This window comes from Nitrospira calida (genome assembly GCF_976986435.1).
This window is the reverse complement of sequence record NZ_OZ335950.1, coordinates 1,618,042-1,643,588: the sequence shown is the minus strand read 5'-3', so window position 1 is coordinate 1,643,588 and position 25,547 is coordinate 1,618,042. Positions and strand designations below refer to the sequence as shown.

Annotated in this window: 24 protein-coding genes and 2 tRNA genes; 15 read left to right on the top strand and 11 right to left on the bottom strand. The window is 61.1% G+C overall.

Annotated elements, in window-relative coordinates; translation table 11 throughout:
* Window positions 1-33: 33 nt before the first annotated feature.
* The 5 genes from ACWHTU_RS08205 to ACWHTU_RS08185 all read right to left on the bottom strand — a co-directional run bounded on the left by ACWHTU_RS08205 (window position 34) and on the right by ACWHTU_RS08185 (window position 2,102).
* Window positions 34-110: transfer RNA gene (locus ACWHTU_RS08205), tRNA-Arg, on the bottom strand.
* Window positions 111-270: 160 nt separating this feature from the next.
* Window positions 271-347 (bottom strand) — tRNA-Pro (locus ACWHTU_RS08200).
* A 95-nt stretch (window positions 348-442) separates the two neighbouring features.
* Window positions 443-1,054, bottom strand: coding sequence for an XTP/dITP diphosphatase (locus ACWHTU_RS08195; RefSeq protein ID WP_447863036.1), 612 nt, complete (start codon window positions 1,052-1,054; stop codon window positions 443-445).
* An 81-nt stretch (window positions 1,055-1,135) separates the two neighbouring features.
* Entirely contained in the window at window positions 1,136-1,879 is a 744-nt protein-coding gene (gene rph, locus ACWHTU_RS08190) for a ribonuclease PH (protein WP_447863035.1), read from the bottom strand.
* 88 nt (window positions 1,880-1,967) lie between these two features.
* Window positions 1,968-2,102: a hypothetical protein gene (locus ACWHTU_RS08185; protein WP_447863034.1), complete on the bottom strand. Its 135-nt coding sequence runs from the start codon at window positions 2,100-2,102 to the stop codon at window positions 1,968-1,970.
* Between the two features lie 259 nt (window positions 2,103-2,361).
* Between ACWHTU_RS08185 and ACWHTU_RS08180 the strand changes: the two genes are divergently transcribed.
* Window positions 2,362-3,501, top strand: a complete 1,140-nt coding sequence (locus tag ACWHTU_RS08180; protein ID WP_447863033.1) for an HD domain-containing phosphohydrolase — start codon at window positions 2,362-2,364, stop codon at window positions 3,499-3,501.
* Between the two features lie 147 nt (window positions 3,502-3,648).
* Window positions 3,649-4,161, top strand: a complete 513-nt coding sequence (locus tag ACWHTU_RS08175) for a hypothetical protein (protein WP_447863032.1) — start codon at window positions 3,649-3,651, stop codon at window positions 4,159-4,161.
* Window positions 4,162-4,272: 111 nt separating this feature from the next.
* Here the strand turns inward: ACWHTU_RS08175 and metH are convergent, their stop codons facing one another.
* Complete coding sequence (gene metH, locus ACWHTU_RS08170; RefSeq protein WP_447863031.1) at window positions 4,273-7,941, bottom strand: methionine synthase; 3,669 nt, start codon at window positions 7,939-7,941, stop codon at window positions 4,273-4,275.
* Window positions 7,942-8,187: 246 nt separating this feature from the next.
* Here metH and ACWHTU_RS08165 point away from each other — a divergent pair, with 246 nt between their 5' ends.
* The 5 genes from ACWHTU_RS08165 (at window position 8,188) to ACWHTU_RS08145 (ending at window position 12,595) form a co-directional block, all read left to right on the top strand.
* Entirely contained in the window at window positions 8,188-10,281 is a 2,094-nt protein-coding gene (locus tag ACWHTU_RS08165) for a sigma 54-interacting transcriptional regulator (protein WP_447863030.1), read from the top strand.
* Between the two features lie 299 nt (window positions 10,282-10,580).
* Window positions 10,581-10,832, top strand: coding sequence for a pirin-like C-terminal cupin domain-containing protein (locus ACWHTU_RS08160; RefSeq protein ID WP_447863029.1), 252 nt, complete (start codon window positions 10,581-10,583; stop codon window positions 10,830-10,832).
* The gene (locus tag ACWHTU_RS08155) at window positions 10,768-11,811 is read left to right on the top strand and encodes an NAD(P)-dependent alcohol dehydrogenase (protein WP_447863028.1); all 1,044 of its coding nucleotides are present in this window, start codon (window positions 10,768-10,770) and stop codon (window positions 11,809-11,811) included. Before ACWHTU_RS08160 ends, ACWHTU_RS08155 begins: the two co-directional genes overlap by 65 nt.
* A gap of 11 nt (window positions 11,812-11,822) precedes the next feature.
* Window positions 11,823-12,188, top strand: coding sequence for a DJ-1/PfpI family protein (locus tag ACWHTU_RS08150; protein ID WP_447863027.1), 366 nt, complete (start codon window positions 11,823-11,825; stop codon window positions 12,186-12,188).
* Window positions 12,189-12,382: 194 nt separating this feature from the next.
* A complete protein-coding gene (locus ACWHTU_RS08145; protein ID WP_447863026.1) occupies window positions 12,383-12,595 on the top strand; it encodes a VOC family protein in 213 nt (70 codons plus the stop codon).
* A gap of 460 nt (window positions 12,596-13,055) precedes the next feature.
* Here ACWHTU_RS08145 and ACWHTU_RS08140 read toward each other — a convergent pair whose 3' ends face one another.
* Together ACWHTU_RS08140 and ACWHTU_RS08135 are read right to left on the bottom strand one after the other, a co-directional pair.
* Window positions 13,056-14,285 carry a DUF4382 domain-containing protein gene (locus tag ACWHTU_RS08140; RefSeq protein WP_447863025.1) on the bottom strand — a complete coding sequence of 410 codons (1,230 nt, stop codon included), beginning with the start codon at window positions 14,283-14,285 and terminating at the stop codon, window positions 13,056-13,058.
* A 397-nt stretch (window positions 14,286-14,682) separates the two neighbouring features.
* A complete protein-coding gene (locus ACWHTU_RS08135) occupies window positions 14,683-15,246 on the bottom strand; it encodes a hypothetical protein (RefSeq protein WP_447863024.1) in 564 nt (187 codons plus the stop codon).
* Window positions 15,247-15,538: 292 nt separating this feature from the next.
* On the opposite strand from ACWHTU_RS08135, the gene ACWHTU_RS08130 reads away from it, so the two are divergent.
* The 7 genes from ACWHTU_RS08130 to ACWHTU_RS08100 all read left to right on the top strand — a co-directional run bounded on the left by ACWHTU_RS08130 (window position 15,539) and on the right by ACWHTU_RS08100 (window position 23,443).
* Window positions 15,539-16,039, top strand: a complete 501-nt coding sequence (locus tag ACWHTU_RS08130) for a hypothetical protein (protein ID WP_447863023.1) — start codon at window positions 15,539-15,541, stop codon at window positions 16,037-16,039.
* A gap of 224 nt (window positions 16,040-16,263) precedes the next feature.
* Complete coding sequence (locus tag ACWHTU_RS08125) at window positions 16,264-16,587, top strand: STAS domain-containing protein (RefSeq protein WP_447863022.1); 324 nt, start codon at window positions 16,264-16,266, stop codon at window positions 16,585-16,587.
* Window positions 16,588-16,590: 3 nt separating this feature from the next.
* On the top strand, window positions 16,591-16,761 hold the full coding sequence (locus ACWHTU_RS08120) for a hypothetical protein (protein WP_447863021.1): 171 nt from the start codon (window positions 16,591-16,593) through the stop codon (window positions 16,759-16,761).
* Window positions 16,758-17,969 (top strand): efflux RND transporter periplasmic adaptor subunit, encoded by a 1,212-nt coding sequence (locus ACWHTU_RS08115; RefSeq protein ID WP_447863020.1) that lies wholly within the window; start codon window positions 16,758-16,760, stop codon window positions 17,967-17,969. Before ACWHTU_RS08120 ends, ACWHTU_RS08115 begins: the two co-directional genes overlap by 4 nt.
* Window positions 17,966-21,157 (top strand): multidrug efflux RND transporter permease subunit, encoded by a 3,192-nt coding sequence (locus tag ACWHTU_RS08110; protein WP_447863019.1) that lies wholly within the window; start codon window positions 17,966-17,968, stop codon window positions 21,155-21,157. Before ACWHTU_RS08115 ends, ACWHTU_RS08110 begins: the two co-directional genes overlap by 4 nt.
* Window positions 21,158-21,159: 2 nt before the next feature.
* The gene (locus ACWHTU_RS08105; protein ID WP_447863018.1) at window positions 21,160-22,602 is read left to right on the top strand and encodes an efflux transporter outer membrane subunit; all 1,443 of its coding nucleotides are present in this window, start codon (window positions 21,160-21,162) and stop codon (window positions 22,600-22,602) included.
* Window positions 22,603-22,675: 73 nt separating this feature from the next.
* Window positions 22,676-23,443, top strand: a complete 768-nt coding sequence (locus ACWHTU_RS08100) for a hypothetical protein (RefSeq protein ID WP_447863017.1) — start codon at window positions 22,676-22,678, stop codon at window positions 23,441-23,443.
* A gap of 3 nt (window positions 23,444-23,446) precedes the next feature.
* Here the strand turns inward: ACWHTU_RS08100 and ACWHTU_RS08095 are convergent, their stop codons facing one another.
* Window positions 23,447-23,806, bottom strand: a complete 360-nt coding sequence (locus ACWHTU_RS08095) for a hypothetical protein (RefSeq protein WP_447863016.1) — start codon at window positions 23,804-23,806, stop codon at window positions 23,447-23,449.
* 53 nt (window positions 23,807-23,859) lie between these two features.
* Here ACWHTU_RS08095 and ACWHTU_RS08090 point away from each other — a divergent pair, with 53 nt between their 5' ends.
* Entirely contained in the window at window positions 23,860-24,354 is a 495-nt protein-coding gene (locus ACWHTU_RS08090) for a hypothetical protein (RefSeq protein WP_447863015.1), read from the top strand.
* A 12-nt stretch (window positions 24,355-24,366) separates the two neighbouring features.
* Here ACWHTU_RS08090 and ACWHTU_RS08085 read toward each other — a convergent pair whose 3' ends face one another.
* Both ACWHTU_RS08085 and ACWHTU_RS08080 read right to left on the bottom strand, forming a co-directional pair.
* Window positions 24,367-25,101 carry a DUF1499 domain-containing protein gene (locus ACWHTU_RS08085; protein WP_447863014.1) on the bottom strand — a complete coding sequence of 245 codons (735 nt, stop codon included), beginning with the start codon at window positions 25,099-25,101 and terminating at the stop codon, window positions 24,367-24,369.
* 139 nt (window positions 25,102-25,240) lie between these two features.
* The gene (locus ACWHTU_RS08080; RefSeq protein ID WP_447863013.1) at window positions 25,241-25,525 is read right to left on the bottom strand and encodes a hypothetical protein; all 285 of its coding nucleotides are present in this window, start codon (window positions 25,523-25,525) and stop codon (window positions 25,241-25,243) included.
* Window positions 25,526-25,547: the final 22 nt, after the last annotated feature.

Sequence of the window (25,547 nt, the reverse complement as noted above, 5' to 3'; positions counted from 1 at the left end):
GCCGTGGATCAGCCGCAAAAGCCGAGGGGGGACTGGCGCGCCCGGCAGGAATCGAACCTGCGACCCACAGCTTAGAAGGCTGTTGCTCTATCCGACTGAGCTACGGGCGCGGGCTGTATGAGAAAACTATGCATTCTGAATGATGCTGAATTGAATATAGGGACTCGACTGATGATGACCGTGAAAGGCGCAAGATGGAACGGGCCTGCTCTTTTCACTCAACATTCAGAACTCGGAATTCAGAATTCACCACTCGCTGCTCGCAGCGTGTGGTCGGGGCGAGAGGATTTGAACCTCCGACATCCTGCTCCCAAAGCAGGCGCGCTACCGGGCTGCGCTACGCCCCGATGCCTTTGCCCAATTCAGAATGAGAAATGTGGTATGAGGAATGACGGTGCAAAAACGCTTGCTGTTGTAATCCAATCCACCCTTTTTACATTCCTCATTTCATATTCCTCATCAGAATTTCTCTGACCTTAGCAAACGCGCGGGCGCGATGACTGATGCGGTTTTTCTCCTCGGGGGAGAGTTCTGCCAAGGTTTTCCTCAGTTCAGGCACATAAAACACAGGATCGTAGCCGAATCCCTTGGTGCCGGCCGGCTTCTCTGCGATGAACCCTTCCAGCGAGCCGGTCGTGATGCGGACCGACCCATTTGGCTCGGCCAAAGCGGCCACGGTGATAAAACGGGCTCCTCGTTTCTCCCAAGGAATACCCTCCAATTCCCGCAGCAACTTGCGCCAGTTGTCCTCGTAGGTCGCATCCCTCCCGGCGTAGCGCGCCGCATAGACCCCCGGCCGGCCGCCCAACGCCTCCACCTCCAACCCCGTGTCGTCGGCCACGGCGGGCAACCCCGTGTGGCGGGCGATGGTAACGGCCTTTTTCACGGCGTTGGCTTCGCATGTTTCTCCGTCCTCGATCACTTCTGGAGCATCGGGAAATTCGGCCATTGTTCTGATCACGATCCCCGCATCGGCCAACAGCGCCGCAAGCTCCCTCCCCTTATCCTTATTCCGCGTCGCCAGCACCAATTCTTTTCTTTTAACCGCACACACTCTCAACTCGAATTCTCGGCGGGTGGCGCCGACCCGAGCGCGTGTTCGCGCGCAGCCGAGTCCCCCGGCTCCCCGTAGTCTTCACTCCAGGCTCCCCACCAACTCCTTCTGCATCTCGACCAAGCCTTGGATGGCCTTCCAGCCGAGCGTCAAGAATTCGTCCATATCCTTTCTGTCGAACGGCGTTCGCTCGGCCGTTCCCTGGATTTCCACAAACCGCCCTCGTCCGGTCATCACGAGGTTCATATCGACGTCGGCCAGCGAATCCTCCTCATAGGCCAAATCAACCATGATTTCCCCGCCGACTTTTCCCACACTGACCGCTGCCAAATAATCGAGCAGCGGACATCTCTTGATCAAGCCCTGTTTCTTGAGCACCGCGAACGCATCCGCCAGGGCGATGAACGATCCGGTAATGGAGGCGGTGCGGGTTCCTCCGTCGGCTTGGATGACATCACAGTCAATCCAGATCGTCCGTTCCCCCATTTGCGTCATATCGGTGACAGCCCGGAGCGCCCGCCCGACCAACCGCTGAATTTCCAGTGTGCGTCCCCCTTGCCTGCCCTTTACTGCCTCCCGGGGAGAACGTTCATGAGTCGCGCGAGGCAACATGGCATACTCGGCGGTCACCCAGCCCTTGCCCTTGTCTTTGAGAAAAGGAGGGACTTTTTCTTCGACCGAGGCGGTGCAAATCACCTTGGTTTCCCCCATCTGAATCAGCACCGAGCCTTCGGCGTATTTATTGAAGTTTCTAGTAATGGTGACGGGCCGGACCTGGTCTTTCCTCCGTCCATCGATGCGGATCAACCCCATGCCACCGCTCATACCCGGCACCTTTCCTGTTTCAAGGAAGCGGATTATAGAAGAGGATCGGAGAAAGAGCAATGAAACCGGCGGCGCCCACTGAGATCCGCTAGCTCGGCGAGCGGCGCCGGTCCATTTGTGCTCGACGGCGGCGGATCAGCCGTACCCGGATGTACACGAGACCGATGATCAGCAGGCTAATTGTGTACACAAAGAGGTCTTCGTGCGGAAAGACGTACGGCATACACCAGAGTAGTGCGTTCGACGGCAAGAAGCAAGAATGAACCTGCCGGCTTGGGTTTAAAAGACGTTAGCACCGGCCTGCTGACAACTCACAAAAGTTTCTTGAAAACCAATTGTTCCACTCTATACTGGCACAAAAGGTGCAGCCGTCTTCGACTCATTCGACTGATTGTCACGCTCAAGATTTCGTCCACGAAAACGATAACGGAACAGACCGTAACCCCTGAACCGGATCGCACAGCCGACCGAACGGAAACCGCATGCCAACGCCGATCCCTTTCAACGGCTATCAGTCACTGATCGACGAAAAGCACATTTTGATCGTCGACGACGAGGAGCCCATCCGTCGCCTGTTGGGATATTTGCTCCAAACCCACGGCTACCCGGTCGCCCTGGCCGCCGACGCCCGTGAAGCGCGGCGGCGGTTGGAAGAGCGCACGTTCGCCCTGATCCTCTGCGACGTCAACATGCCGGGGGAATCCGGCATGGATCTCGTGCAGCATGTATTGACCGAATACCCTTGCACTGCGGCGATCATGGTGACCGGCCTCGACAGCCCGGTCCTGGCGAACGCCGCGCTGGACATGGGAGCCTTCGGCTATATCATCAAGCCCTTTGAAGCGAACGAAGTCCTCATCAACGTCGCCAATGCCTTCCGGCGCCGGCGGCTGGAAATCGAAAACCGCGCTCACCGCCAGAACCTCGAAGACATTGTCCGAACGCGCACCATGGCCCTGCAACAAGCCCTCGAATGGTTGGAGCGGAGCGAAAAAGAGCTCCGGTTGTCCCGGGAGGAGACAATCCAGCGCCTGGCCATCGCCGCCGAGTTCCGAGACAGTTCAACCGCCAAGCACATCCAACGGATGAGCCATTATTGCGAGCTGCTTGCGCGCAAGATCGGCCTCTCAGCCGAACGCTGCGACCTCATCCGCACGGCCAGCCCCATGCACGATATCGGAAAGATCGGGACGCCGGACCATGTCCTCCTCAAACCCGGCAAGTTCACTCCTGAGGAATTCAACGTCATCGCCCAACACGCGGAGATCGGCTACCGGATCCTGGGCGGGTCGGACGCGGAGTTGCTGAAAGTCGCCGCTGTCATTGCCTGGACGCATCACGAGCGGTGGGACGGAAGCGGTTACCCGCGCGGACTCAAAGGCGAAGCGATTCCGATCGAAGGCCGAATCGCTGCCATCGCCGACGCCTTCGACGCCCTGACGACCGAACGAGTCTACAAGCCCGCCTTCGAGTTGGATCATGCAGTCGATCTGATGTTGAAACACCGTGGAGAACATTACGATCCCGATCTCCTGGACGTATTCCTGGCTTCAATGGAAGACGTGAAGAAGATTCACGAGCGGTACGCCGATCTCGCCAACCGGCCTATTCTTCCTCAGTAAACAAGAAACATATTCCCATCTGTCATTGACCCTCGGCGCGGAGATCGGTATGATCCCGCCGGCTTTGTCGATCAACCATGATGGTCCCGCCGAACTTGACGTTCGGCCGCCGAACGGACTGGTCGTCGGACAGGCAAGGAGTAGAGCGTGGAACGAACGGGCGTCGAGCCGTCATCCGGCGTGACCCGAAACTGGCTTGGCTATGTCTGCGAAGCCGTGGTGGCATCCGGCGCGATGCCGGCGTGGGAAGCCGTCGAGTATTTGACGGAATCTCTCATTGGAAAAGCGCCGAACCGGCGCCTGTTGGAAACCCCCACTCCCTACGAAGCGATCTCCCAATTCCTGAGCCGGCTGTACAACCCCCTCGTCGAGGCCGCTTCCCGCGACGTGCCCCTCCCCTCCTCCGCGATGCTCCATGCTTTCCTGGACATCAGCCTGACCGGGAACTCCGCCGTGCTCGTCGTCTATTTTCCTGGACACAATCTTCCCCATCAGTTGCTGCTGCTCGATGCGGTCAGGGCCTGGGATCTGATGTTTCCGGACGAGGAGCGCTTCAACCGCTGGGCGGAAGAACGGTATCGCTGGATTAAAACGGCGCTGGCCACCGCGGTCGCCGATCCCCGCCTGTCGCCGCTCGCGATGCAGAACGTGACAGCGTAGCGCCCGCCTCCCAAGGCTCCGCGCTACCGATTGTTTCTTCGGACAATTCCTCTGAGGGCTGAGCGCTGATCGCTCTTGGCTGCTCGCTGTCGGCTGCCTACTCCGCCGCAACTAAGCCGGGTCGTAGTTCAGGTTGGGGGCAAGCCACCGTTCGAGTTCGGCGAGCGGCATCTGTTTGCGGGCCTGATAGTCCAGCACCTGATCCCGCCCGATCTTGCCAACCGCGAAGTATTTCGCCTGCGGATGCGCGAAGTAGAGGCCGCTGACGGACGCCACCGGATACATGGCGAAGGTTTCGGTAAGGCGGATACCGACGCGGCTCTCGACTTGAAGTAGGTCGAACAGCAGCCGTTTCTCCGTGTGATCGGGGCAGGCCGGATAGCCGGGCGCCGGACGGATGCCGCGGTACCGTTCGCGAATGAGGTCCTCGTTGGTCAATTGTTCGGCCTTGCCATAGCCCCACTCCTCGCGAGCTCGCTTGTGCAGCCATTCCGCGAAGGCCTCGGCCAGCCGATCGGCCAGCGCCTTGGCCATGATCGAATTGTAGTCATCATGGTCTCGCTCGAAACGTTCGCACAGCGCTTCGATCCCGACCCCCGCCGTCACGGCGAATGCGCCGAGATAATCGAGCCGCCCCGAGTCTTTGGGCGCGATGAAGTCGGCCAACGCCAGGTTGGACTGGCCTTCGGGTTTTTCCATCTGTTGCCGAAGCGTGTGAAAGGTGGTCAAGACCGTCCCCCGGGACTCGTCGGCGTACAGCTCGATGTCGTCCTCCACACTGTTGGCCGGGAAAAAGCCGTAGACGCCTCGCGCGGTCAGGAGTTCTTTGGCCACGATTTCGTCGAGCAGTTTCCTCGCATCGGCGTACAACTCTCTCGCCTTGGAGCCGATGACGGGATCGTCCAGAATCTGGGGATATCGCCCCTTCAACTCCCACGTATGAAAGAACGGCGACCAATCGATGAACGGCACCAACCGCTCGAGCGGCAGGTGATCCACTACCTTGACGCCGATGAAGCCGGGGGTCGGAATATCGATGGTCGCCCAATCGGTCGGCAGGCGATTCGCCCGCGCGGCGGCCAAGGACTTGAGCGCTCTGGGACCGCGGTCGCGATGGGCCTGCCGAATCTGCTCCTGCTCCAGCCTGGTCTTCTCCACAAACGCCGATCGTTGCTCGGCGCTCAACAAGCTTCCGACCACCCCCACTGCCCGAGAGGCATCCAGAACGTGCACCACCGGTTGGGCATAGGCTGGCGCGATCTTCACCGCCGTATGGGCTTTGCTCGTGGTGGCCCCGCCGATCAGCAACGGGACTTGAAACCCCTCGCGCGTCATTTCACGCGCCACGTGAACCATCTCATCCAGCGAGGGCGTGATCAGCCCGCTCAAGCCGATCACATCCACTTTATGCTCGCGGGCGGCTTGCAAAATCTTCTCGCACGGCACCATGACCCCGAGGTCGACCACCTCGTAATTGTTGCACCCCAACACGACGCCGACTATGTTCTTCCCGATGTCGTGCACATCCCCCTTCACGGTCGCGAGCAAGACCTTGCCGGCCGCCTGCCGGCCGCCGGACTTCCGCTTCTCTGCTTCCATGAACGGCAACAGATAGGCCACCGCCTTTTTCATCACGCGCGCGCTCTTCACCACCTGCGGCAGAAACATCTTGCCGGACCCGAACAGATCGCCCACGACGTTCATGCCCGCCATCAACGGGCCTTCGATCACGTCGAGCGGTTTGGCGTATGTCTGCCTGGCTTCCTCGACATCCGTCTCGATGTAGTCCGCAATGCCCTTGACCAGTGCGTGCGACAGCCGCTCTTCCACCGTGCCTCGCCGCCACTCGTCGTCCCGCACGGCGGCTTTGCCCTTCTGCTTGACGGTCTCAGCGAAGGCCACCAGCCGTTCGGTCGCGTCCGGCCGTCGATTGAGCAGCACATCTTCGACCAGTTCCAGCAGGTCTTTCGGAATTTCCTCATAGACGGCCAACTGGCCGGCGTTCACGATCCCCATATCCAGACCAGCGCGGATCGCATGGTAGAGAAACGCCGCGTGCATGGCCGCGCGGACGACCTGGTTCCCCCGGAACGAGAACGAGATGTTGCTGATCCCGCCGCTCACTTTGGCGAGCGGCAGATTCTTCTTGATCCACCGGGTGGCCTCGATGAAATCGACCGCGTAGTTGTTGTGTTCTTCGATCCCGGTGGCGACGGTCAGAATATTCGGGTCGAAGATGATGTCCTGCGGCGGAAAGCCGACCTGTTCGGTAAGAATCTTATAGGCGCGGGCGCAGATCTCGATCTTGCGCTCGAAGGTGTCGGCCTGCCCCCGCTCGTCGAAGGCCATGACGATCGTCGCGGCGCCGTATCGGCGGATGAGACGGGCCTGTTCGATGAACTTGGCCTCGCCTTCTTTCAGGCTGATGGAGTTCACCACGCCCTTGCCCTGGATGCACTTCAGCCCGGCCTCGATCACCTCCCAATTGGAGCTGTCGATCATAATCGGTACCCGGGCGATGTCCGGCTCGGAGGCGATCAGATGGAGAAACTTTTCCATCGCGGCCTTGGAATCCAGCAGCCCCTCGTCCATGTTTACGTCGAGCATCTGTGCGCCGCCCTCGACCTGTTGTCGGGCCACCGAGAGGGCGGATTCGTAGTCACCGGCTAGGATGAGCCTGGCGAAGGCCGGCGACCCGGTGACGTTCGTCCGCTCGCCAATATTGACGAAATTGGTCTCTGGACGAATGGTCAGCGGCTCTAGACCACTCAGGCGCGTGTACGGCTCGACGCTCGGCCGAACCCGGGGCGCAAACGGCTTCACCGCCTCAGCGATCGCCTGGATGTGCGCGGGCGTCGTGCCGCAGCACCCCCCTACGATGTTTAGCCACCCCTCGGAGGCGAATTCCTTCAGGTCCGACGACATGCGTTCCGGCGTTTCGTCGAACCCGCCGAAGGCGTTCGGCAATCCCGCGTTCGGATAGCAACTGATGAACACCGGTGCGATGGCCGCCAGTTCTTCGATATAAGGCCGCATCTGTTTGGCGCCGAGCGCGCAGTTGATCCCGACACTCAGCAACGGCATATGGGACACGCTGTTCCAGAACGCCTCCACCGTCTGGCCGGAGAGGGTTCTGCCGCTCCGGTCCGTGATGGTGACCGACACCATCACCGGCACGCGGCGGCCGATCCGTTCGAAGTACCTGTCGATGGCAAACAACGCCGCTTTGCAATTGAGCGTGTCGAACACAGTTTCGACCAGCAGCACGTCCACGCCGCCGTCCAACAGGCCGCAGACCTGTTCCGTATAAGCCTCCACCAACTGGTCGAACGAGACCGAGCGGAACGCCGGATTGTTCACGTCCGGAGACATGGAGGCGGTACGATTGGTCGGTCCGATGGCGCCGGCGACGAAGCGGGGACGAGACGGATCCTTGACCAGCACGGCCTCAACCGCCTTGCGGGCCACTTGGGCGCCGGCCAAGTTGAGGTCGTACACAAAAGGCTCCAACCCGTAGTCGGCCATCGAGATCGAGGTCGAGTTGAACGTATTCGTCTCGATGATGTCCGCGCCGGCTTCCAGGTACTGGACATGGATCGCCTCGACCAGCTCGGGCTGGGTGATGCACAGGAGGTCATTGCACCCCTTGAGGTCGGACGGGTGCCGGGCAAACCGCTCCCCGCGGAACGCCGCCTCGTCCAACTTGTGAGCTTGAATCATCGTCCCCATCGCGCCGTCGAGGATGACGATTCGCTCCCGAAGAATCCGCTCCAGTTCCATGACTGACCGCCCTCTGACCGGCCTCCCGACGCCTTCTCCGGCTGCTGCGTGCGCTAACGTGCGGCCATGATACTGGGAAGGGCTCCGGACGGGCAAGTCGCCCGCCTGAAGCGGCAACTTGCACCCGGCTACAGGATCGCCCTATGATGCCCATACCTTGCTTGCGGCACATCGATAAGCATCACCCTTGTCGAACACTGTTGGCTGCCCACTATTAGCTACGTAGTCCATGAAGCCGGCGACGCCATGAGAGACCAGAATCCCGACCAATCCTGCGCCGAGACGCCGACATCGCGGTACTGCGCCCTCCTGGGAGTGTCTGAAGCCATCGCCGCGCACCGGGACCTCAGCGCCTTGTTCCACGACCTGGCGAAACGCCTGCCCTCGGTCGTACCGTTCGAATTCATCGGGCTCATCCTCCACGATCCTGATCGCCATGTGATGCGCGTGCATGTGTTGGAGGCGACCGAAGAAGCCAAGCGCATCGCGCTCGGCATGGAACTGCCGGTCGAGGAATCCGCCGGCGGCTGGGTGTGGACCCACCAGCGCCCGTTGGTCGTCCCGTGTACGCAGGAAGAAAAGCGCTTTCCGAAGGCCACCGCCCCCCTGCGTCAAATGGGCGTCGCGTCGTTCGTCATGGTCCCGCTCACCACGGCCCTGCGGCGACTCGGCGCAATGGGATTCGGCAGTCTGACCCCCTGCGCGTTCGGCGAAGAGGAGATCGACTTCCTCCAGCAAGTCGCCAAGCAAGTGGCCGTCGCCGTGGACAACGTGCTGAACTATGAACGCGCGCAGACCGCGCAGCAGCAACTCACCCGCGAACGGGACCGTCTCAGACTGCTGCTCGAGATCAACAACGCTGTCGTGTCCCGTCTGGACCTGAAGGACCTGTTCGGAGCCATCGCGACATGCCTCCGCAAGACTATCCCCCACGACTACACCAGTCTCGCCCTCTACGAGCCCGAACGGAACGGGTTCGTCGTATACGCGCTGGATTTCCCAGCCGGGAAGGGATTCATCACCGAGGGCTTGCACACCACCCTTGACACGCCGGCTGGCGAGGCGTTCCGCGCCGGCCAGCCGTTTGTGGTCGTGCCGGGTGAAATAGGCCGATGCCAATCGGATTTTGGCCAGCGCGCCGCCGCCGAGGGGCTCAAGACCGCCTGTTGTCTTCCATTGCTGTCAGGCGAGCGGAAGCTCGGCACGCTGAACGTGGCGCGGCTCCGGGACGAGCCGTTCACGCCGGAGGATGTCGAACTGCTCGGCCAGGCCGCCAGTCAGATTGCCATCGCGGTCGACAATGCGCTCACGCACGAGGAGGTGCAGAAGCTCAAGGACAAGTTGGCGAAAGAAAAGCTCTACCTCGAAGACGAGATCCGGACCGAGCACAATTTCGAGGAGATCGTCGGAGACAGCGCCGTCCTGAAGAAGGTGCTGAAGCAGGTCGAGATCGTGGCGCCGACGGACTCCACGGTGTTGATTTTCGGCGAAACCGGAACCGGCAAGGAGTTGCTGGCCCGTGCCATTCACAGTCTGAGCGGACGGCGCAACCGAACCTTCGTGAAAATGAACTGCGCGGCCATCCCGTCCGGCCTGTTGGAAAGCGAGCTGTTCGGCCATGAAAAGGGCGCCTTTACCGGCGCCATCACCCAGAAGATCGGTCGATTCGAGCTAGCCGACGGCGGGACGCTGTTTTTGGACGAGGTGGGCGACATTCCCCTGGAACTTCAGTCCAAACTGTTGCGCGTCCTCCAGGAGCAGGAATTCGAACGGCTTGGAAGCAACAAGACCATCAAGGTCAACGTCCGCCTGGTCGCCGCGACCAACCGCAACCTCGGCCAAATGGTGACGGAGAAGCAGTTTCGGAGCGACTTGTACTACCGGCTCAACGTGTTTCCGCTCACGGTGCCGGCGCTGCGCGAGCGGCGCGAAGACATTCCCCTCCTCGTGCGATACTTCACGCAGAAGTTCGCGCGGCGAATGAACAAGCGGATCGAGACCGTTCCCACTGAGACCATGGAAGCGCTCACCCGGTACCACTGGCCGGGCAACGTCCGCGAACTGGAGAATCTGATCGAACGCGCGGTGATTCTGTCGGAAGGCCCGGAACTGTATGTGCCCGTCGCGGAATTGAAACGCCCGCCGGCGGAAACGGATCGACAGGAGGAAACCCAATCCCTCGTCACCCTCGAAGCCGCCGAACGCGAGCACATTCTGCGCGCGCTTCGCGAAGCCAACTGGGTGATCGGCGGTCCTTCCGGCGCCGCCGCCAAGCTCGGCATGAAACGGACCACCCTCCAATCGAAAATGCAGAAGCTCGGGATTGCCCGTCCGCAGTAGCGCCGACATTTCGGCACCGTGCCGCTCCTCGGCTCTTCGCGTCCTTGCGCAATGTGTGTCCTCATCGACCGAAGCATTCATGAATAATACGGGCTAGGGTCCTTGTGCAGTGGTTGACGGCCGGACGCGGCAGCAGGTACGAGGAAATGCCGCCAGCCGATCGGACGGGGAGACACGGCATTTGCCTATCCGATCGAGGGCAAGGCACAATTAACCGGCGAGGCACGGGAAGGCAGCACCGGGGAGTCGCGCCCAGGCTTGTGTGCCGGGCGACGGAGACGACGTAAGAGTCCTCACCGGTGAACGCCCCACCCGCCTGGTGCCGGAATACGGAAAACCCCCTGCGCAAGCCCATTGCGCGGTACGGTCCGTTCGTCATGAACTCGCAAGAAGAGATCGAGCAGACCTTGCTCGAACTCCGTGGAGAAACATTCGTCATTATGTCAGTGAAGGAAAGCCGAGAGCTTGAACAAAGGAGGCTTGCCCATGCTCCCTACACGCGGCTATGCAGCCAAAGGCCCCACTGCTCCGCTCGAACCCTTCGACTTTGAACGGCGCGACCCGGGCCCGCGCGATGTGCTGATCGAGATTCTCTACTGCGGCATCTGCCATTCCGACATCCATCAGGCGCGGGATGAGTGGGGTGGCGCGATCTTCCCTATGGTTCCCGGCCATGAAATCGTCGGGAGGGTGACACGGGTCGGACCCGAAGTGAAACGATTCACAGTCGGCGACCTTGCCGGCGTCGGCTGTTTTGTGGATTCCTGTCGCACGTGCGAAAGCTGCCAAGCCGGCTTGGAGCAGTACTGCGAAGGCCACATTACCTGGACCTACAACGGCACCGAGAAAGACGGGAAAACTCCGACATACGGCGGCTACTCGACGCAGATCGTGGTGGATGAGAACTACACGCTCAAGATCCCCACGAACCTGCCGCTGCCGAACGTCGCCCCTCTCCTCTGCGCCGGCATCACTACCTACTCGCCGCTCAAACACTTTAAGGTCGGGTCCGGACAGCGGATCGCCGTGGTCGGGTTAGGCGGATTGGGCCACATGGCGGTGAAGCTGGCCGCCTCGATGGGCGCGGAGGTCGTGGTCCTCAGCACGTCCAAGATAAAGGAACAGGATGCACGCCGCCTAGGCGCGCAGGACTTCGTCGTTTCGCTCGACCCCAAGAATCTCGATGCCCTGGCCAATCGGTTTGATTTCATTCTGGACACAGTCTCCGCACCCCATGATGTCAATGCCTACCTAAATCTCCTGCGCAGGGACGGGGTGCTGGCGCTAGTCGGTGCTCCGCCCAAGCCGATGGCGATCCAGGCATTCTCCCTCATCCTCAAGCGAAGAACGTTGGCGGGGTCGGTCATCGGCGGCATACGCGAGACGCAAGAGATGCTCAACTACTGCGCCCAACAGAACATCGGGTCAGATGTCGAGGTGATTCCCATCCAGCAAGTCAACGAAGCCTACGAGCGGACCATCAAAGGTGATGTGCGGTATCGCTTCGTCATTGATATGAAAACACTGTAACCGAACAGGCGTTGTATCGCACCGCGCCGGGCAACGACAGGTTCATCGAGCAGCCGAGGCCCAGTTGGGATGACAACTCGGCGTTTGCCGACGCCGACCCCGGGGACTATATGGCCCTTGTGATCCCCAGTGGACGGGCGCTCGATCATCTCCCCAACAATCTGGTCTGTATCCGGGTCATCCAACACCTTTTTGAGCAGGAGAAGCCGGTCCCGCACCTGTGCCACGGTGCGCTCGCACTGACATCCGCCGGTCTGCTCAAGGGAGAGACAGACCACCGTCTCCCCGGCGCTGGAACCGGTTGTCAAAGCGGCTGCCGCGCGCATTGTCGATTCGGAGGGGCGGTCGGCCGGATGTTGGTCTCAGCCCTGGCCTAGGCAGATCACCCGTTACCATCGGCCGCCAGCTACTCGCCGCATCCTTTGAATCAGCCGTGGAAGACAATCGTCAAGCAAGGGAGACCATATCAGGCGCTCATTCGCGAACGGCTGAAGACAGCCGTTTTTGAGTCACGTGAGCGAATCAACAAAGACTCCCGACCCCTTTTCCCGCTTTTCCCGAGTTCTTCGGGGTGACGGAGTCGCCGGAGCACGTCGCCAACGAGTGCCGGATCGCGTTTTGGGCCGACAGCATCCGCGAGATCGACTGGTTGGCGGCAATCGCCGTCCGGCCCGGCGCACGGAATGTCGAAGGACGGGTGCACGAAGACCCTCTCTGCTATGCCGTCTTCTTCGAGGACCCGGGCGGCAATCGTCTTGAGATTTGCTATCGGCAAAGAAGCTAGAGGTCTTCGGAATCATTTTCGATCGTCCGCAGGCGGTGGTGCTTGTCTGACCAAGGATGTGGAGCGATAAGCTGAGCGTTTCAACGATCCGGTGCCGTCGTCAGCCTCCTGTCCCTGCTAGTCCGCATTATTCACGAACGCTTCTGCTGCCCGGGCCCATTGCAACAGCGATGCGCAATGGGCGCCCCGATACGCTGTTCCGACAGGCGTGCTCGCCACTTAGTCGGTCAACATACTGTTGCAAGTATGCTTCCCTCCTTCGCGGCTGCGCTTGGGGGCACCCATTGCTCTTCCGCTGCAACGGGTGCAGCGCGACGAACCGTCATGAATAATGTGGGTTAAGCCAGCCTCTCGTGAGCCGTCCGTGCGTTAAAAACGGGTCACGATCCTTCAATCCGGTTGAGGCGGGCATTCCGATCGGCGATCTGCGCCGAGAAGCCGGGGATCGACGGATTGCGGGTTACGGCGACAAGGTGAAGTCCACCGTTTGACTGCCCGCGGTAATATTCACGGGCGATGATGTCTGAGTTGCGTAAACGGTCGTGGGGGTCTGCGCAGAGCTTTGAACGGTATACACTCCCGCAACCGCTGATTGCGCGGCAGCAGTGAGCGGAATGGGCAAAGAGGTGCTGTATTGACCCAGCGATGGCGCACCAATGGGCAGCGTCAGCGCGTACGAGTAGTCGCCGACTGGGTTACCGGCCATGAGAGTGGCGACCTGCGCTTTCACCGTCACGGTCGGACCGGGGTTCAGCGTTTGCTTCGCGGCCACCAGGACGGCGCCATCATCGTCCGCCGGGTCCAACGTCACCGTGCCGGTGATGCTCTGCGAGTTGGAAGGGTCCAACGTGAACGGTACGACGTTGGTGCTGATTGTCGTGATGCTGGTGCTGCTCGCAACCGGGACTGAGGCGATGACCGCGGTCGCATGGCTGTCTGCGGTGATCACGACGTCGTAGTTTCCCGGCGCGAGGCGGGCGAGAAAGAATTCGCCGGTTCGGGCGTTCGGCACCGTCGCGCGAACGATTTCACCACCCGCCTGGGCCGACACCATGACATCGTTGGCATTGACCTGACTGGGGAACAGAGAGGTCGCGAGAAAGCCTTGGATCCCGTTGAGCACGAGGGCCATCACCTTGATGACGGGCTTGAGCGCGTAGGTGCCGTTACTGCGGGCGACGACGGATTTGCAGGCATCGAAGTCCAGCAGCAGATCGACGCGTTGTCCGGACGCCACGTCGAACTCATGGATCAACTTAATTCCGCTTTGGATTCCACTGGGCGTTTCGAGGGGAATTTCGGTGGCGGGTTGGGTCGACAGGACAACTGAATTGGCCGGGGGCTGACCGGGACGATTCGGAACCAAGACCAGGCGCAATTGTGTGTAATGGCCTGCTGTCAACGGTGTCTCGCCAAGGCGATCCAGCGCGAGATTGGGCTGCGTCGGGTCGTTCAAGTCAAGCAGGTTGATTTTCCGCGGCGGGTCGAGAGTGATATCGCTCCACCCAGGGTTCCCATCCGATGCAGAATCGCTCTGGTGTACCCGCACCTTGCTGACAGTCACATTCACTGCATCAAACCCACATGCGGGGCTGTCGGTCAGCGAAACAGCCAAAGTGCCAGTGCCGCCCCCGCCTCCGCTCCCGCCGCTGCCGCACCCGGCTGCAAGAAGGACGAGCAGTGCTGTCATCACCGTTCTCAGTGAACTGGACCGGTTCCGGAATGTATTCATGAATGTATTCATGGTTGTTCCCCGTCCTGCCTAAGCCGCGTCGTGAGAGGACGTATCGATGACGCTTGGTAGCGGAGCAAATAGCATGCAAATCGATCGCGCTCTGTCAGGGAGTCCCTGATGCTTTTGGGACAGGCCAAGCGCCATGCCATGTGCGTAGCAAGATCTTTAAAATCAAGGACATGCCAACTCGAAGTGAACAATGAGAGTGGAGTGGTTGAACCCTTTCAGTAAACCTCGCTCACCCTTCAAATATTGGCCAACTGGAGCAGAAGTATGGAAATCCCTGCACTCTTGCTGTCCAGAACCTACCTTGAAGTTCCCCGCTGTGGCAGTTGGATGAGCGGCTTAGAGCTCACCCGCCCGAGTCTTCAGGGAGCCGGAATGTCTTGAAGGTCGGGTCTACGTCAATGGGACGGTCGGCGACCGGCGGGCATTGAAGAAAGGGTTTGAGGTCGCGCAGTAACTCGTTCTTTTTTCTTTTTGCGATGTCGCAGGCCGGCGGTTTACAGGATTGTTCAAAATCTTCGGCTGCACGGACGGTGGAGGCGGCATTTCGCCCGGACTCCAGATCCAGCCAGGCCTTCTGTTGCCGAATGGCCTGATCCAGCTCTGCCAGATGAGCGTCCAGCCCTCGGAACGGGTTTTCCATTCTACAGCGACTGCGCACGCCGGAGTCAGGCGAAAAATCACACCGCCGATCGCGTATTCTGGACTCCTCTTGGATGAGACGCTGCGCTTCCTGTGAACATCGGAAATAGTCGTCCGTGTAATGTGCTTTGTGCTGCTGGACAAACTCATCCAGCCGGTCGGGGTGAAAATAGGAATGGAACCACGTTTCGAACAGCAGGGATTCCTCGGCCAATGCAGGCACGCTCATGCTCAGGAGAAACATCCCTGTAAAGAGAACTCGTTTCATCCTGCGGACCGGCTCCGGAATAACTGGCAAAAATAATCATTTACTTCGTGGAAGCCTGAAATCAAGGGGGCAGCTCTGCATGGTCGCCCCTGCCGATATTTCGGCATCCGCCGAGATGCCGGCGAAGCTACTGTCGTCACTTCTCTGCCTTCATCACCACATTCTTCCCATGAACATGTGAATTCCCTTCTTCTTTTCAATAGGTTGCAATGGTGATCCGACAAGCGAGAGGCTTTGGAACAATGATTGCTCAGGGTACATAGCGAAAGCACAGAAGACGATGGAGGACACCATGGACCGGAGGCTCAGGTTTATTGCTTCGGCTGTTTGGGTCGTCTTCACTTCGGCAGTTATTGTGATCGCGGGAGAGTCCCTGTGGGAACCGCCGAGCGTCGGAGCGAGCCTGGCCGTCCGCGGAGCGAGCGATTCCTCGGATTTTCAAATCGCCTTGCGCTGGGTCCAGCCGATCGTGGGCCAGGCCATCGTCGAAGATGCGCTGCTCAGGCAGCGGCACCCCGGGCTGTTCACCGGCGCCGCGGGCTCGGCGAACCGGATATCTCCAGACGTGCATCGGACTGATTCAAGCAAGACGTTGCCGCGGACTTCCCAATGGGTCATGGGTCGGGTGATCGTCTCACTGACCAGACAGGAGCTGCGCGATAACACGCCGGCGGAGGGCCCGTTTCAAGAGAAGGTCAATCAGCGGATCATCATCGTCGCCCGCGCGGTGGGCGCGAAACTGGATCGCAGTGTGAACGTCGATTCGTGGGCCGTCCTCGACCGCTCGGTGTAATCGCAACTCCTCCGCAGCCGAGTGATACGGCGAACGGTTACCCCAAATCAGCGTCGAACGGTCAATTGGAAAGGCACGGAGACCATGTCGTGGATAACGGTGTTCATATCGTACTTGTTGCCCATTGTTTTGTTGCCTCTCTTGTCGGTTGTTAAACGAGTCCGCCGACCGAGGTTGGAGCCGGTCCCCATCCGGCGAAGAATCTCGGAACGAGAGAGCACACGATGCTGAAAGTGTCCGTCCATCACGATGCCGCAGGGACGACCCTGGAACTGGCCGGCCGGTTGGCGGGTCCGTGGGTCGAAGAACTGAGACGGTGTTGGTGTCAGATCGGCGCCTCGCGCGAGGGCCAGGTCTCGGTCGATCTCAATGACGTCACCTTCATCGATGAGGAAGGTAAGTCGCTCCTTCTTGAGCTCTGGCGGCACGGCGCCACGTTGCGGGCGGCAGGCTGTCTGACCCGGTGCATTGTGGAAGAGATCACGCAGGCGGGACATCGCTGGCGCCCGTCTGAAGGGTCCGAGCGGAACACGCAAGTGCAGGAGTGATCCATGTCGTGGTCGATCGTGTCCATGACCGTCGTTTTTCCCTTCCTCTTGGTGATCCTGTTGGCGCTCGACCTTGTTGGGCCGGCAATGAAATCGGTAGAATCACCGGGCTTGCGGACGAACCGTTGGACTCGTTCACCGATGGGTCCGGAGACAGAGGAGATCGCGCTATGACTTCCCACACCGGATCGCTCAACCTGGCCGCCGCCGTTCTGGCGGGAATGGCCGTCGCGGGCCTCCACGGGTGTAAGGAAGACGCGGCGTCGACGTCGCCTCGCCCGATTCCGGAGGTTCAGGTCGTCACGGTCTCGACGCAGACCGTACCGGACGAACCAGAATTCATCGGCCAAGCCGAGTCTTCGCGACCTGTCGAAATCCGCTCGCAAGTGACCGGCATCCTGAAAGCGCGCTTCTTCCAAGAAGGGCGCGACGTCAAGAAAGGCGATCGCCTGTATCAGATCGATCCCGTGCCGTTCCAGGCGGCGGTGCTCAGCGCCAAAGCAAAAGTGGCGCAGGCCGAAGCGCGGTTGGTGCAGGCCAAGCAGAACCTTGCCCGGGTCAAACCGTTGCTGGCGGAGCAGGCTGTGAGCCAGAAAGACGTCGATGACGCGGTGGCCGAAGAATTGGCGGCCAAGGCGGCGTTGGAAGCGGCTCGAGGCGATTTGGTGAAGGCGAAGTTCGATCTTGACAATACGCTCATCGTGGCGCCGATCGACGGGCTGATCGAGCGGACCAAGGTCTACGAAGGGCGCTTGATCTCCGCCCAGACCGACTTGCTCACGATCATCCATCAGGTGGATCCCATGTACGTGATCGTCAACGCGCCGGAGAGTTTTTTGCTGAAGCGGCGCCGCGACATCGAGGCGAAACGGATCAAAGATCCGGGACTTCGCCAATTGCGTGCCACGCTCATCTTCCTGGACGGTTCCGTCTATCCGCACGAGGGCGCGCTGGATCTGTTGGACCCGGCCCTGAAGACCGAAACAGGATCCCGCCCGGTCCGCGTCGTCTTCCCCAATCCCGACCGGATGTTGCTGCCCGGGCAATTCGTCACAGTCCGTTTTCTGGGTGCTGTGAAGACTGACGCAGTCTTGGTGCCCCAACGCGCGGTCCAGCAGGGGCCGACCGGCTCGGTGGTGTTCGTCGTCGGCGAGGGCAACATCGCTCAGCCCCGCGAAGTCAAAGCCGCCAGTTGGCAGGGCGACCAATGGCTGATCGAGGAGGGCCTTAAGCCCGGCGAGCGGATCATCGTGGACGGGATTCAACGGATCGCGCCGGGCGAGCAGGTCCGGCCGATCCCGGTACGTGAAAACGGGGCGGCTCCGTCCGCTCCCGGTGACGTGCCGGGAAAGCCTGAAGGCGGCAAGGAGCGGTCGACGTGAGCGTGAACTTCTTCATCGACCGGCCGATCTTTTCGGCCGTCGTCTCCATGATCATCGTGGTGGTGGGATTGGTCGCGATGTTCAACCTCCCCATCGCGCAGTTCCCGAACATCGCTCCGCCGGTCGTTCAGATCGACGCCGACTATCCGGGCGCGAGCGCGGAGGTCGCGGCGGAGGCCGTGGCCCGCCCGATCGAACTGCAGCTTCCGGGCATCGACAACCTGCTCTACTACGATTCCACGAGCACGAACGACGGGCATGTCACGATCAAGCTCTCGTTCGAGATCGGAACGGACGTGGACATCGCGCAGGTCCAAACCCAGAACCGGGTGAACCTGGCCGAGCCGCAGATTCCGCAGGAGGTGATCCGCCGAGGGATCTCGATCAAGAAAACATCGCCGGATCTGCTCCTGGTCATCACGATCGAATCGCAGGATCCCCGCTACGATCAGTTCTTCCTGTCGAACTTTGCGATTCTCCGCGTCCTGGACGACGTGAAGCGGCTGAAGGGGGTCGGCGACGCCTTTGTCTTCGGCGGGCAGGACTACAGCATGCGGATTATCATGGATCCGGTCCGCATGGCCCAGCTCAGCCTCACGCCCAGCGACGTGATTAATACGATCCGAGAGCAAAACCGGGACTTCCCCGCCGGCATGGTGGGTCGCGAACCGGCGGCTCCCGGGACCGAGCTGACGATTCCGGTGATCACCCGCGGACGGCTGAGCGAGGTTTCGGAGTTCGAACAACTGATCGTTCGCGCCCTGCCGGACGGTTCGACGGTGCGCTTGAAGGATATCGCGCGGGTGCAACTGGGTCCACAATCCTATGATCTGGAAGGCCGGTTTAAGGGCCGGCCGACCACGTTCCTGATCACCTTCCTGGCGCCCGGCGCAAACGCGCTCGAGACAGCGCAGCGGATTCGCGCCAAAATGGCCGAACTGAGCAAGATGTTCCCGGCCGGGGTGCACTACGACATTCCCTACGACACGACGAAATTCGTTGACGTCTCGATCAAGGAAGTCGTCAAGACGCTGTTCGAGGCCTTGGTGCTAGTCATCCTCGTCGTGTATCTGTTCCTGCAGTCGTGGCGGGCCACCATCATCCCGGCCGTCGCGGTCCCGGTTTCCCTGATCGGCGCTTTCGCCGGCATGGCGGCGCTCGGCTTTTCGATCAACACGGTCACGCTGTTCGGCCTGGTGCTCGCAATCGGTATCGTCGTGGACGACGCGATCGTGGTCGTGGAAAACGTGGCGCGGCACATGCGCGAGGAGTGCTGCTCCTCCAAGGAAGCGGCGAAGCGGGCGATGGCCGAAGTGACGGCGCCGGTCATCGCGATTGTGTTGGTTCTCTGCGCCGTCTTCGTGCCGGTCGGCTTTCTAGGCGGCATCACCGGGGAGTTGTACAAGCAATTCGCCATCACGATCGCCGTATCCGTGATCATTTCCGGCCTGGTGGCGCTGACGCTCAGTCCCGCGCTGGCGGCCGTGTTGTTTAAGCCGGGACAACAGGACTCTCCCAACCGCTTCTTCGCCGCGTTCAATCGCGTCTTTGATTGGGCCCGGGATCGGTACATGGGAGGCGTGGGCCAGGTGCTCGGCCGGGTGGGGTTGGCTTTCGCCGTGTTCGGGGTGCTGATCGTCGCTTCTCTCGGCTTGATCCGGACGCTGCCACAGGGATTCCTGCCCGACGAGGATCAAGGCTACTTCATCACGATCGTCCAGCTTCCGGACGGCGCATCCAAACAGCGCACGCGCGAGGTGGTCGGCAAGCTCGAGCGGTTCTATCTTTCGATTCCGGCCATCCACAGCACCGACGCCCTGATCGGGCAGAACTTCGTGTTCGGCACGCGAGGCGGGAACGCGGCGACGATCTTCACCCCGCTGAACCACTGGGATACGCGCCCGGGACCCGAAGGACACGTCCAGACGCTGATCGGACGAGCCTTCGGCCAGTTCGCACAGATTCCCGAGGCGCTGATCCTGGCGTTCAACGCTCCATCGATCCGCGGCCTCGGCGCAACCGGCGGGTTTTCAGCACAGATCCAGGACCCCAGCGGCGGCGACTTCCGGAAGTTCGAAGCGGTCGCGCAACAGTTCATCGCCAAGGCCCGGCAGGATCCTGCCATTGGCGCGATTGGGACGAGCTTTCGCGTCACGTCGCCGAGGCTGTATGCCGAGATCAATCGAGAACGGGCCAAGGCCCTCGGAGTGCCGATCTCGGAGGTCTTCGATACGCTCCAGGCCTTCTGGGGAAACTATTACGTGAACGACTTCATCAAGTTCGGTCGCGTGTACCGCGTGTTGACCGACGCCGACCCGCAATACCGTTCTAGACCCGAGGACATCAGCAAAATTTATGTGCGCGCGGCGGGGTCCGAGGGGGTTCGCATGGTTCCGCTCGACACCGTGGTCACGACGACGTTCCGCAGCGGACCGGATCCCGTCACCCACTTCAACGGGTACAACACGGCGCTCGTGCTGGGTGCCGCCGCCTCGGGTTACAGTTCCGGACAAGCCCTGGCGGCGCTCGAGCGTGTCGCCCAAGAAGTTCTCGTTCCTCAGGGTTATGCGCTCGACTGGAGCGGCATCTCGTACCAGGAGGTCAGGGTCGGCCACAAATCGGTCTTGGCGTTCGGCTTCGGCCTGCTCATGGTGTTCCTGGTGCTCGCGGCCCAGTTCGAGAGTTGGGCTGTGCCGCTGGCGGTGATCCTCGTGGTGCCGTTCGGGGTGTTCGGAGCACTCGGCGCGGTCTGGGTCCGCGGCATGACCAACGACATCTATGTCCAGATCGGCCTGGTGACCTTGATCGGTCTGGCCGCCAAGAACGCGATCCTGATCGTCGAGTTCGCCAATCACCGGTATCGGCTCGGGCAGCCGTTGATGCGCGCCGCCCTGGAAGCGGCCCGGCTCCGGTTCCGCCCCATCGTGATGACCTCCATGGCGTTCATCGGGGGTGTGACTCCCCTGGTCTTCGCGACGGGTGCCGGTGCAGCGAGCCGACAGTCCATCGGCACGGGCGTTCTCGGCGGAATGCTAGCGGCAACGTTCCTCGCGCCCTTCTTTGTTCCCTTGTTCTACGTGGCGGTCAGAAAGATGATTCCCGGCCGGCCGGCCGAGCCGACTCGTCCGACCGGGACCGTCGAGCCGTTCGAGGAACCCGAGCCGGTCGCAGCACGGGAGGAAGTCTGACGATGCGGCATCAATCGCTGTGGTGTGTCTCCTTGTCACTGTTCTCGCTCGCGCTTTTCGCCGGGTGCGCGATGGGGCCCGACTACAAGCGGCCGCCAATCCCGACGCCCAAAACATTCCGTATGGCCACCGAGCCGGGACCGGAGTCGCTCGCCAATCTGCCCTGGTGGGACTTGCTGCAGGACCAGCAACTCCAGCGGCTCATCCGCACGGCGATCAACGAGAACAAGGATCTCAAGCGCGTCCTGGCCACGATCGACGAATATCAGGCGCGGCTGATGATCGCGCGGACGGACTTTGCGCCGCAGATCAACGGCTCCGCCAACGCCCCGGTCTTTGGCCGCCAGACCACCTTTACGTTCCCCGGGTTCCCCAACCCTTTTGCCTACTACCTGCAGGCCAATCTCAGTTGGGAAGTGGACATCTGGGGACGCATCCGCCGGGCGACCGAGGCCGGCCTTTCCGATCTGCTGGCGCGCGAAGAAAACCGGCGCGCCGTCATCCTGGATCTGGTCAGCAGCGTCGCTCAAGCCTATTTCGACCTACTCCAGTTCGATATGCAGCTCGACATCGCGAGGCGAACGCTCAAGTCCTGGGAAGAGTCGGTGCGCATCGCGCAGGCTCGTTTGCGGCAAGGGGTTATCTCCAAGCTGGACGCGGATCAATTCGAAGCGGAGCGGGCCAATGCGGCCGCGCGGGCAGCGGAACTGGAACGGCAGGTGGTCCAAAAGGAGAACGAGCTGAGCGTGCTGCTGGGCCAGAACCCGCAGCCAATCAAGCGCGGCTTGTCCCTGACAGAACAGGTGATGCCGCCGGATGTGCCGCCAGGGCTCCCGTCCGAACTGTTGCAGCGCCGCCCTGATATCGTACAGGCCGAACAGGAATTGCACGCCGTGACGGCGCGAATCGGCGCCGCCAAAGCGGATCGCTTTCCAAAGATCAGCCTGACGTCGATCTTCGGCATCGCCAACCCCGTCCTGACGAACTTGGTCAAGGGCGGCGGGCGCGCCGGCGGTCAGTTCTTCGAGGCCGGTGGCGGTCTGACCGCGCCGTTGATCAACGCACAGGCTCTCGGGTTCCAACAGGAAGCCGTCGAAGCACAGGCCCGCCAGGTTCTCGCGCAGTATGAGCAGCGGATCCTCGTCGCCTTTCGCGAGGTGGAAGACGCGTTGGTGGCCGTGAAGACGGCTCGCGAACAGCGGGAAGCACAGGCCCAGCAAGTGGCTGCGCTCAGGTCAGCCCTGAACCTGGCCAATCTCCGCTACAAGGGCGGCGTGGCGAACTATCTCGACGTCCTGATTGCGCAGCGCAATCTGTTCGAAGCGGAGCTGGCGTTGACCTCGTCACACCGGCTTCATCTGGTCTCGATCATCCAACTGTATCGGGCGCTGGGGGGAGGTTGGCCTCCGAATGGCGCGGCCGACGCAAGCCGGGTGCCGTCCTGAACTTGCCTTGACATCGCCCGATCCGCTCAGTACGATAACGTGCAGTTGCCGGAGACGCACGTTGTTCCTGCGTATGGCACAGCGCTTCACTTCCCTGACCCTTCTGTTCTTTCTTTTCGCCCTCTCTGCGCCGATTCCCGCAACCGCCGCGCCCTATTTCGAAGACGGCTTCCTCGGACTGACGCAAACCGAGTTGCGCGACAAACTCGGTCCTCCCCAGGCCGTGCGAGACCGCAAAGCGGCTCTGCGCGTCTTCAACTATTATTCGTTGGCGGACTGGGATAAATATTTTAAAGGACTGGTGTCGCCGCAGAACGGCGAAGATGTCTACACCTACAAGCGCGACGGCGTGAATGTCCGCTACTCATTCAGCTATATCCAGGACCCCAGGGACCAGAGCGACTTCCCGACCCTGTACGTGCGTCTGGTGGACATCGAGTTTTCGCCGCCGGTTCCTATCGCGAAGGTGCCCGAGTTGGTTCCCGAATTCAAACCGTCCGAAGATCCCAACACGCCGGCTTTTCGCTCCAATATCTGGCTCCTGCTGTTCAAAGGCGAGCCTTCCCCGCAAGCGCGATTCATCGTCCGCGAGCAAGCCAAGGAGAGCATGGATTGGACCCTCGCGTTTCAAATGTTCTCGTTGCAGGGCTTGCCGGATCCGCTGACAACGCAGGCGCTTGTGGACCGCATGGAGATCAGCGCGCAGAGCCTGCAACTGGTCAGACAGCGCCAGCGCCTGACGCACGAGCCGATCTTGAATCCGTTCTCGAAGGAATTCGCGCAGCAGGCTCCGCCGCCGAAGCCCGTCAAGAAGATCCCCGTTCCGAAGTACGCGGACTGAAGATCACCCTTCCTCGAACCGAATATCGCGCACGTCGGCCAAGAACAGATATGGTTCGCCCCACTGGTTGCAGCTCTCCAGGCTCCACGCTTCATGCAGGGAGACAGGTTTCAGTCTGATCCCATAGATGCCGCCGAAGATCAGGTAGGTCAGCCCGGCCCCGGAGTCCTCGACAGGCTGAGCGTAAGCGGGACAGCAGGGCTGCTCCGGATCATCAGACCACCCGGTGATCCAACACCATTCCCCCTGAGAGCTCCGTTCATAGGCCTTGACCTGAATGATTCGCCTGGCCGGTCCGACTTCTTTGAAGCGGACAAACACGCTCGTCTCGCAATTCGGATTGCTTTCCACTTCGACGAACATGGCGCCGGCTCCTTGACTCGCCCGAACGACGGTTGTTAGCATGCTTCTCGCATATGCGAATTCCTTCCTCACAACAGGCCCTCAACCCGGACACCTCGGCATCGCCGGCTGCGGAACGGGTCGGTTCAGCTTCTCCGGAGCAAGCAGAGGCTAAACCGTTTCTCTGCCGCAAACCGGTCCGCGCCACGATTTACACGTTCCTCACCCTGTTCTTGGCCGCGCTGATTGCCTCCCAGGTCGTGCCGCCGTTGCTGGACCCGACGTTCGAGAAGCATATCCAGAGTCATCGGGTGATGGTGGGAATGACCCGCGAGCAGGTTTTGCAGGCCTGGGGCTCGCCCAACACGATCAACGTCAGCTTCACGAAAGACGGTATCCGGCGGGAGGAATGGATCTTTGAGGACTGGGAAAGCGCAGCCGTGGTGAAACACCGCTATCTCTACTTTGAAGAAGGGAAGCTGGTCGGCGGTTGGTACAAAGGCTCCGACCAGCGGATTCCGACCAAGCCGACGACCGGACCGCCGCAGTTCCCGCAACGGCCGTTTTGACACGGTTTCGGTTCAGGCCGGGCGAGGGCCTTCTTCGAGCTCCCGCAGCGTCAACTTGCTCAACAACGTCTCCGCCCGCCGGACCTCCGCTTCCTCCACCATAACCGAGCAGGTCAGGAATGGGACACCGGGATACAGGCTGCTCACATGTTCGTTGTGCACCACGTAGGCGATCCCGTTGCCGTCCAGCAGACTTTTGATGAAAGCCAACTCTCCGACGTCGGTCGGCTCCGCCAATTTGACCAGTCCCATACTCAAACGTCCGTGAGTCGACAACGTTGACTCATGCCCAGACTCCCACTCCATCTGGCGATCAAGTTCGTCGAAGAACGTCCGAATGTTCCGCGCGTTCTGTCCGAAGTCGCCACGCCCGATGCGCGACGCGGAGCGCACCGACACCACGGTCGCCCCGTCCTGCCCGGCCACGCGGATCCGGATGTCGTCCACGAATCCGAACATCCGCGTCCTCGCTTCCGCCCTGATCTCACCCGACTCCGGTTCGTAGGAGATCAGCGTCCATCGCGGCAACCGGTTCACGGCGTGCAGCGCGGCGTCGAACACGCGCGATCCGTCGGCCCGATACCGGCGCGGCTGGAGGTCCGGGTATTCGGGCGTCCGACCGGTCTCAACAACGTTGATCATCGGCCAGGCTCCGAACAGCGCCGCACCTCCAAGGATCGCGAGTCCACCGATCGCCGCCATGACCGCGCGCCTGGACACGCCGCGCGTCGTCTGTATTCGCGACATGCTCGCTGATATTCTAAAAGCCGGTGATCGCGGCTGCAACCCGAAGTCGGACCAGTCGTTGCATTTTCCCCGGTCGGCCCATACACTGGGGGGCGGAAAGCGGACGCAGGGTGCGAAAGAAGCCCGCAGCGGACAGGCATTACGGCGTTTCCGTGATCTGGACGCGCCGCACGTTGCCCGGCCCCCCGGAGATCGTCAGCACGCGTTTCCACTCGCGCACCTGATAGATAGCCCAGGCGTTGGGCTGACCTTTGTAGAAGGCATCGGGGTCTTCGCCGCTTGCATGGAGGTAGATCGGTTCGGTGAACCCTTCGTCCAGCACATAGTCCAGCAGGCACTCGCTGGTGAACCCCTTGCCGCGGAGCGAGACCTCGGCCAGCAGGTTCAGGATGTCGTCGGTTTTCTGAAGCGTAATCGGTTCCATACCACGGCCTCCATGCAGCGGC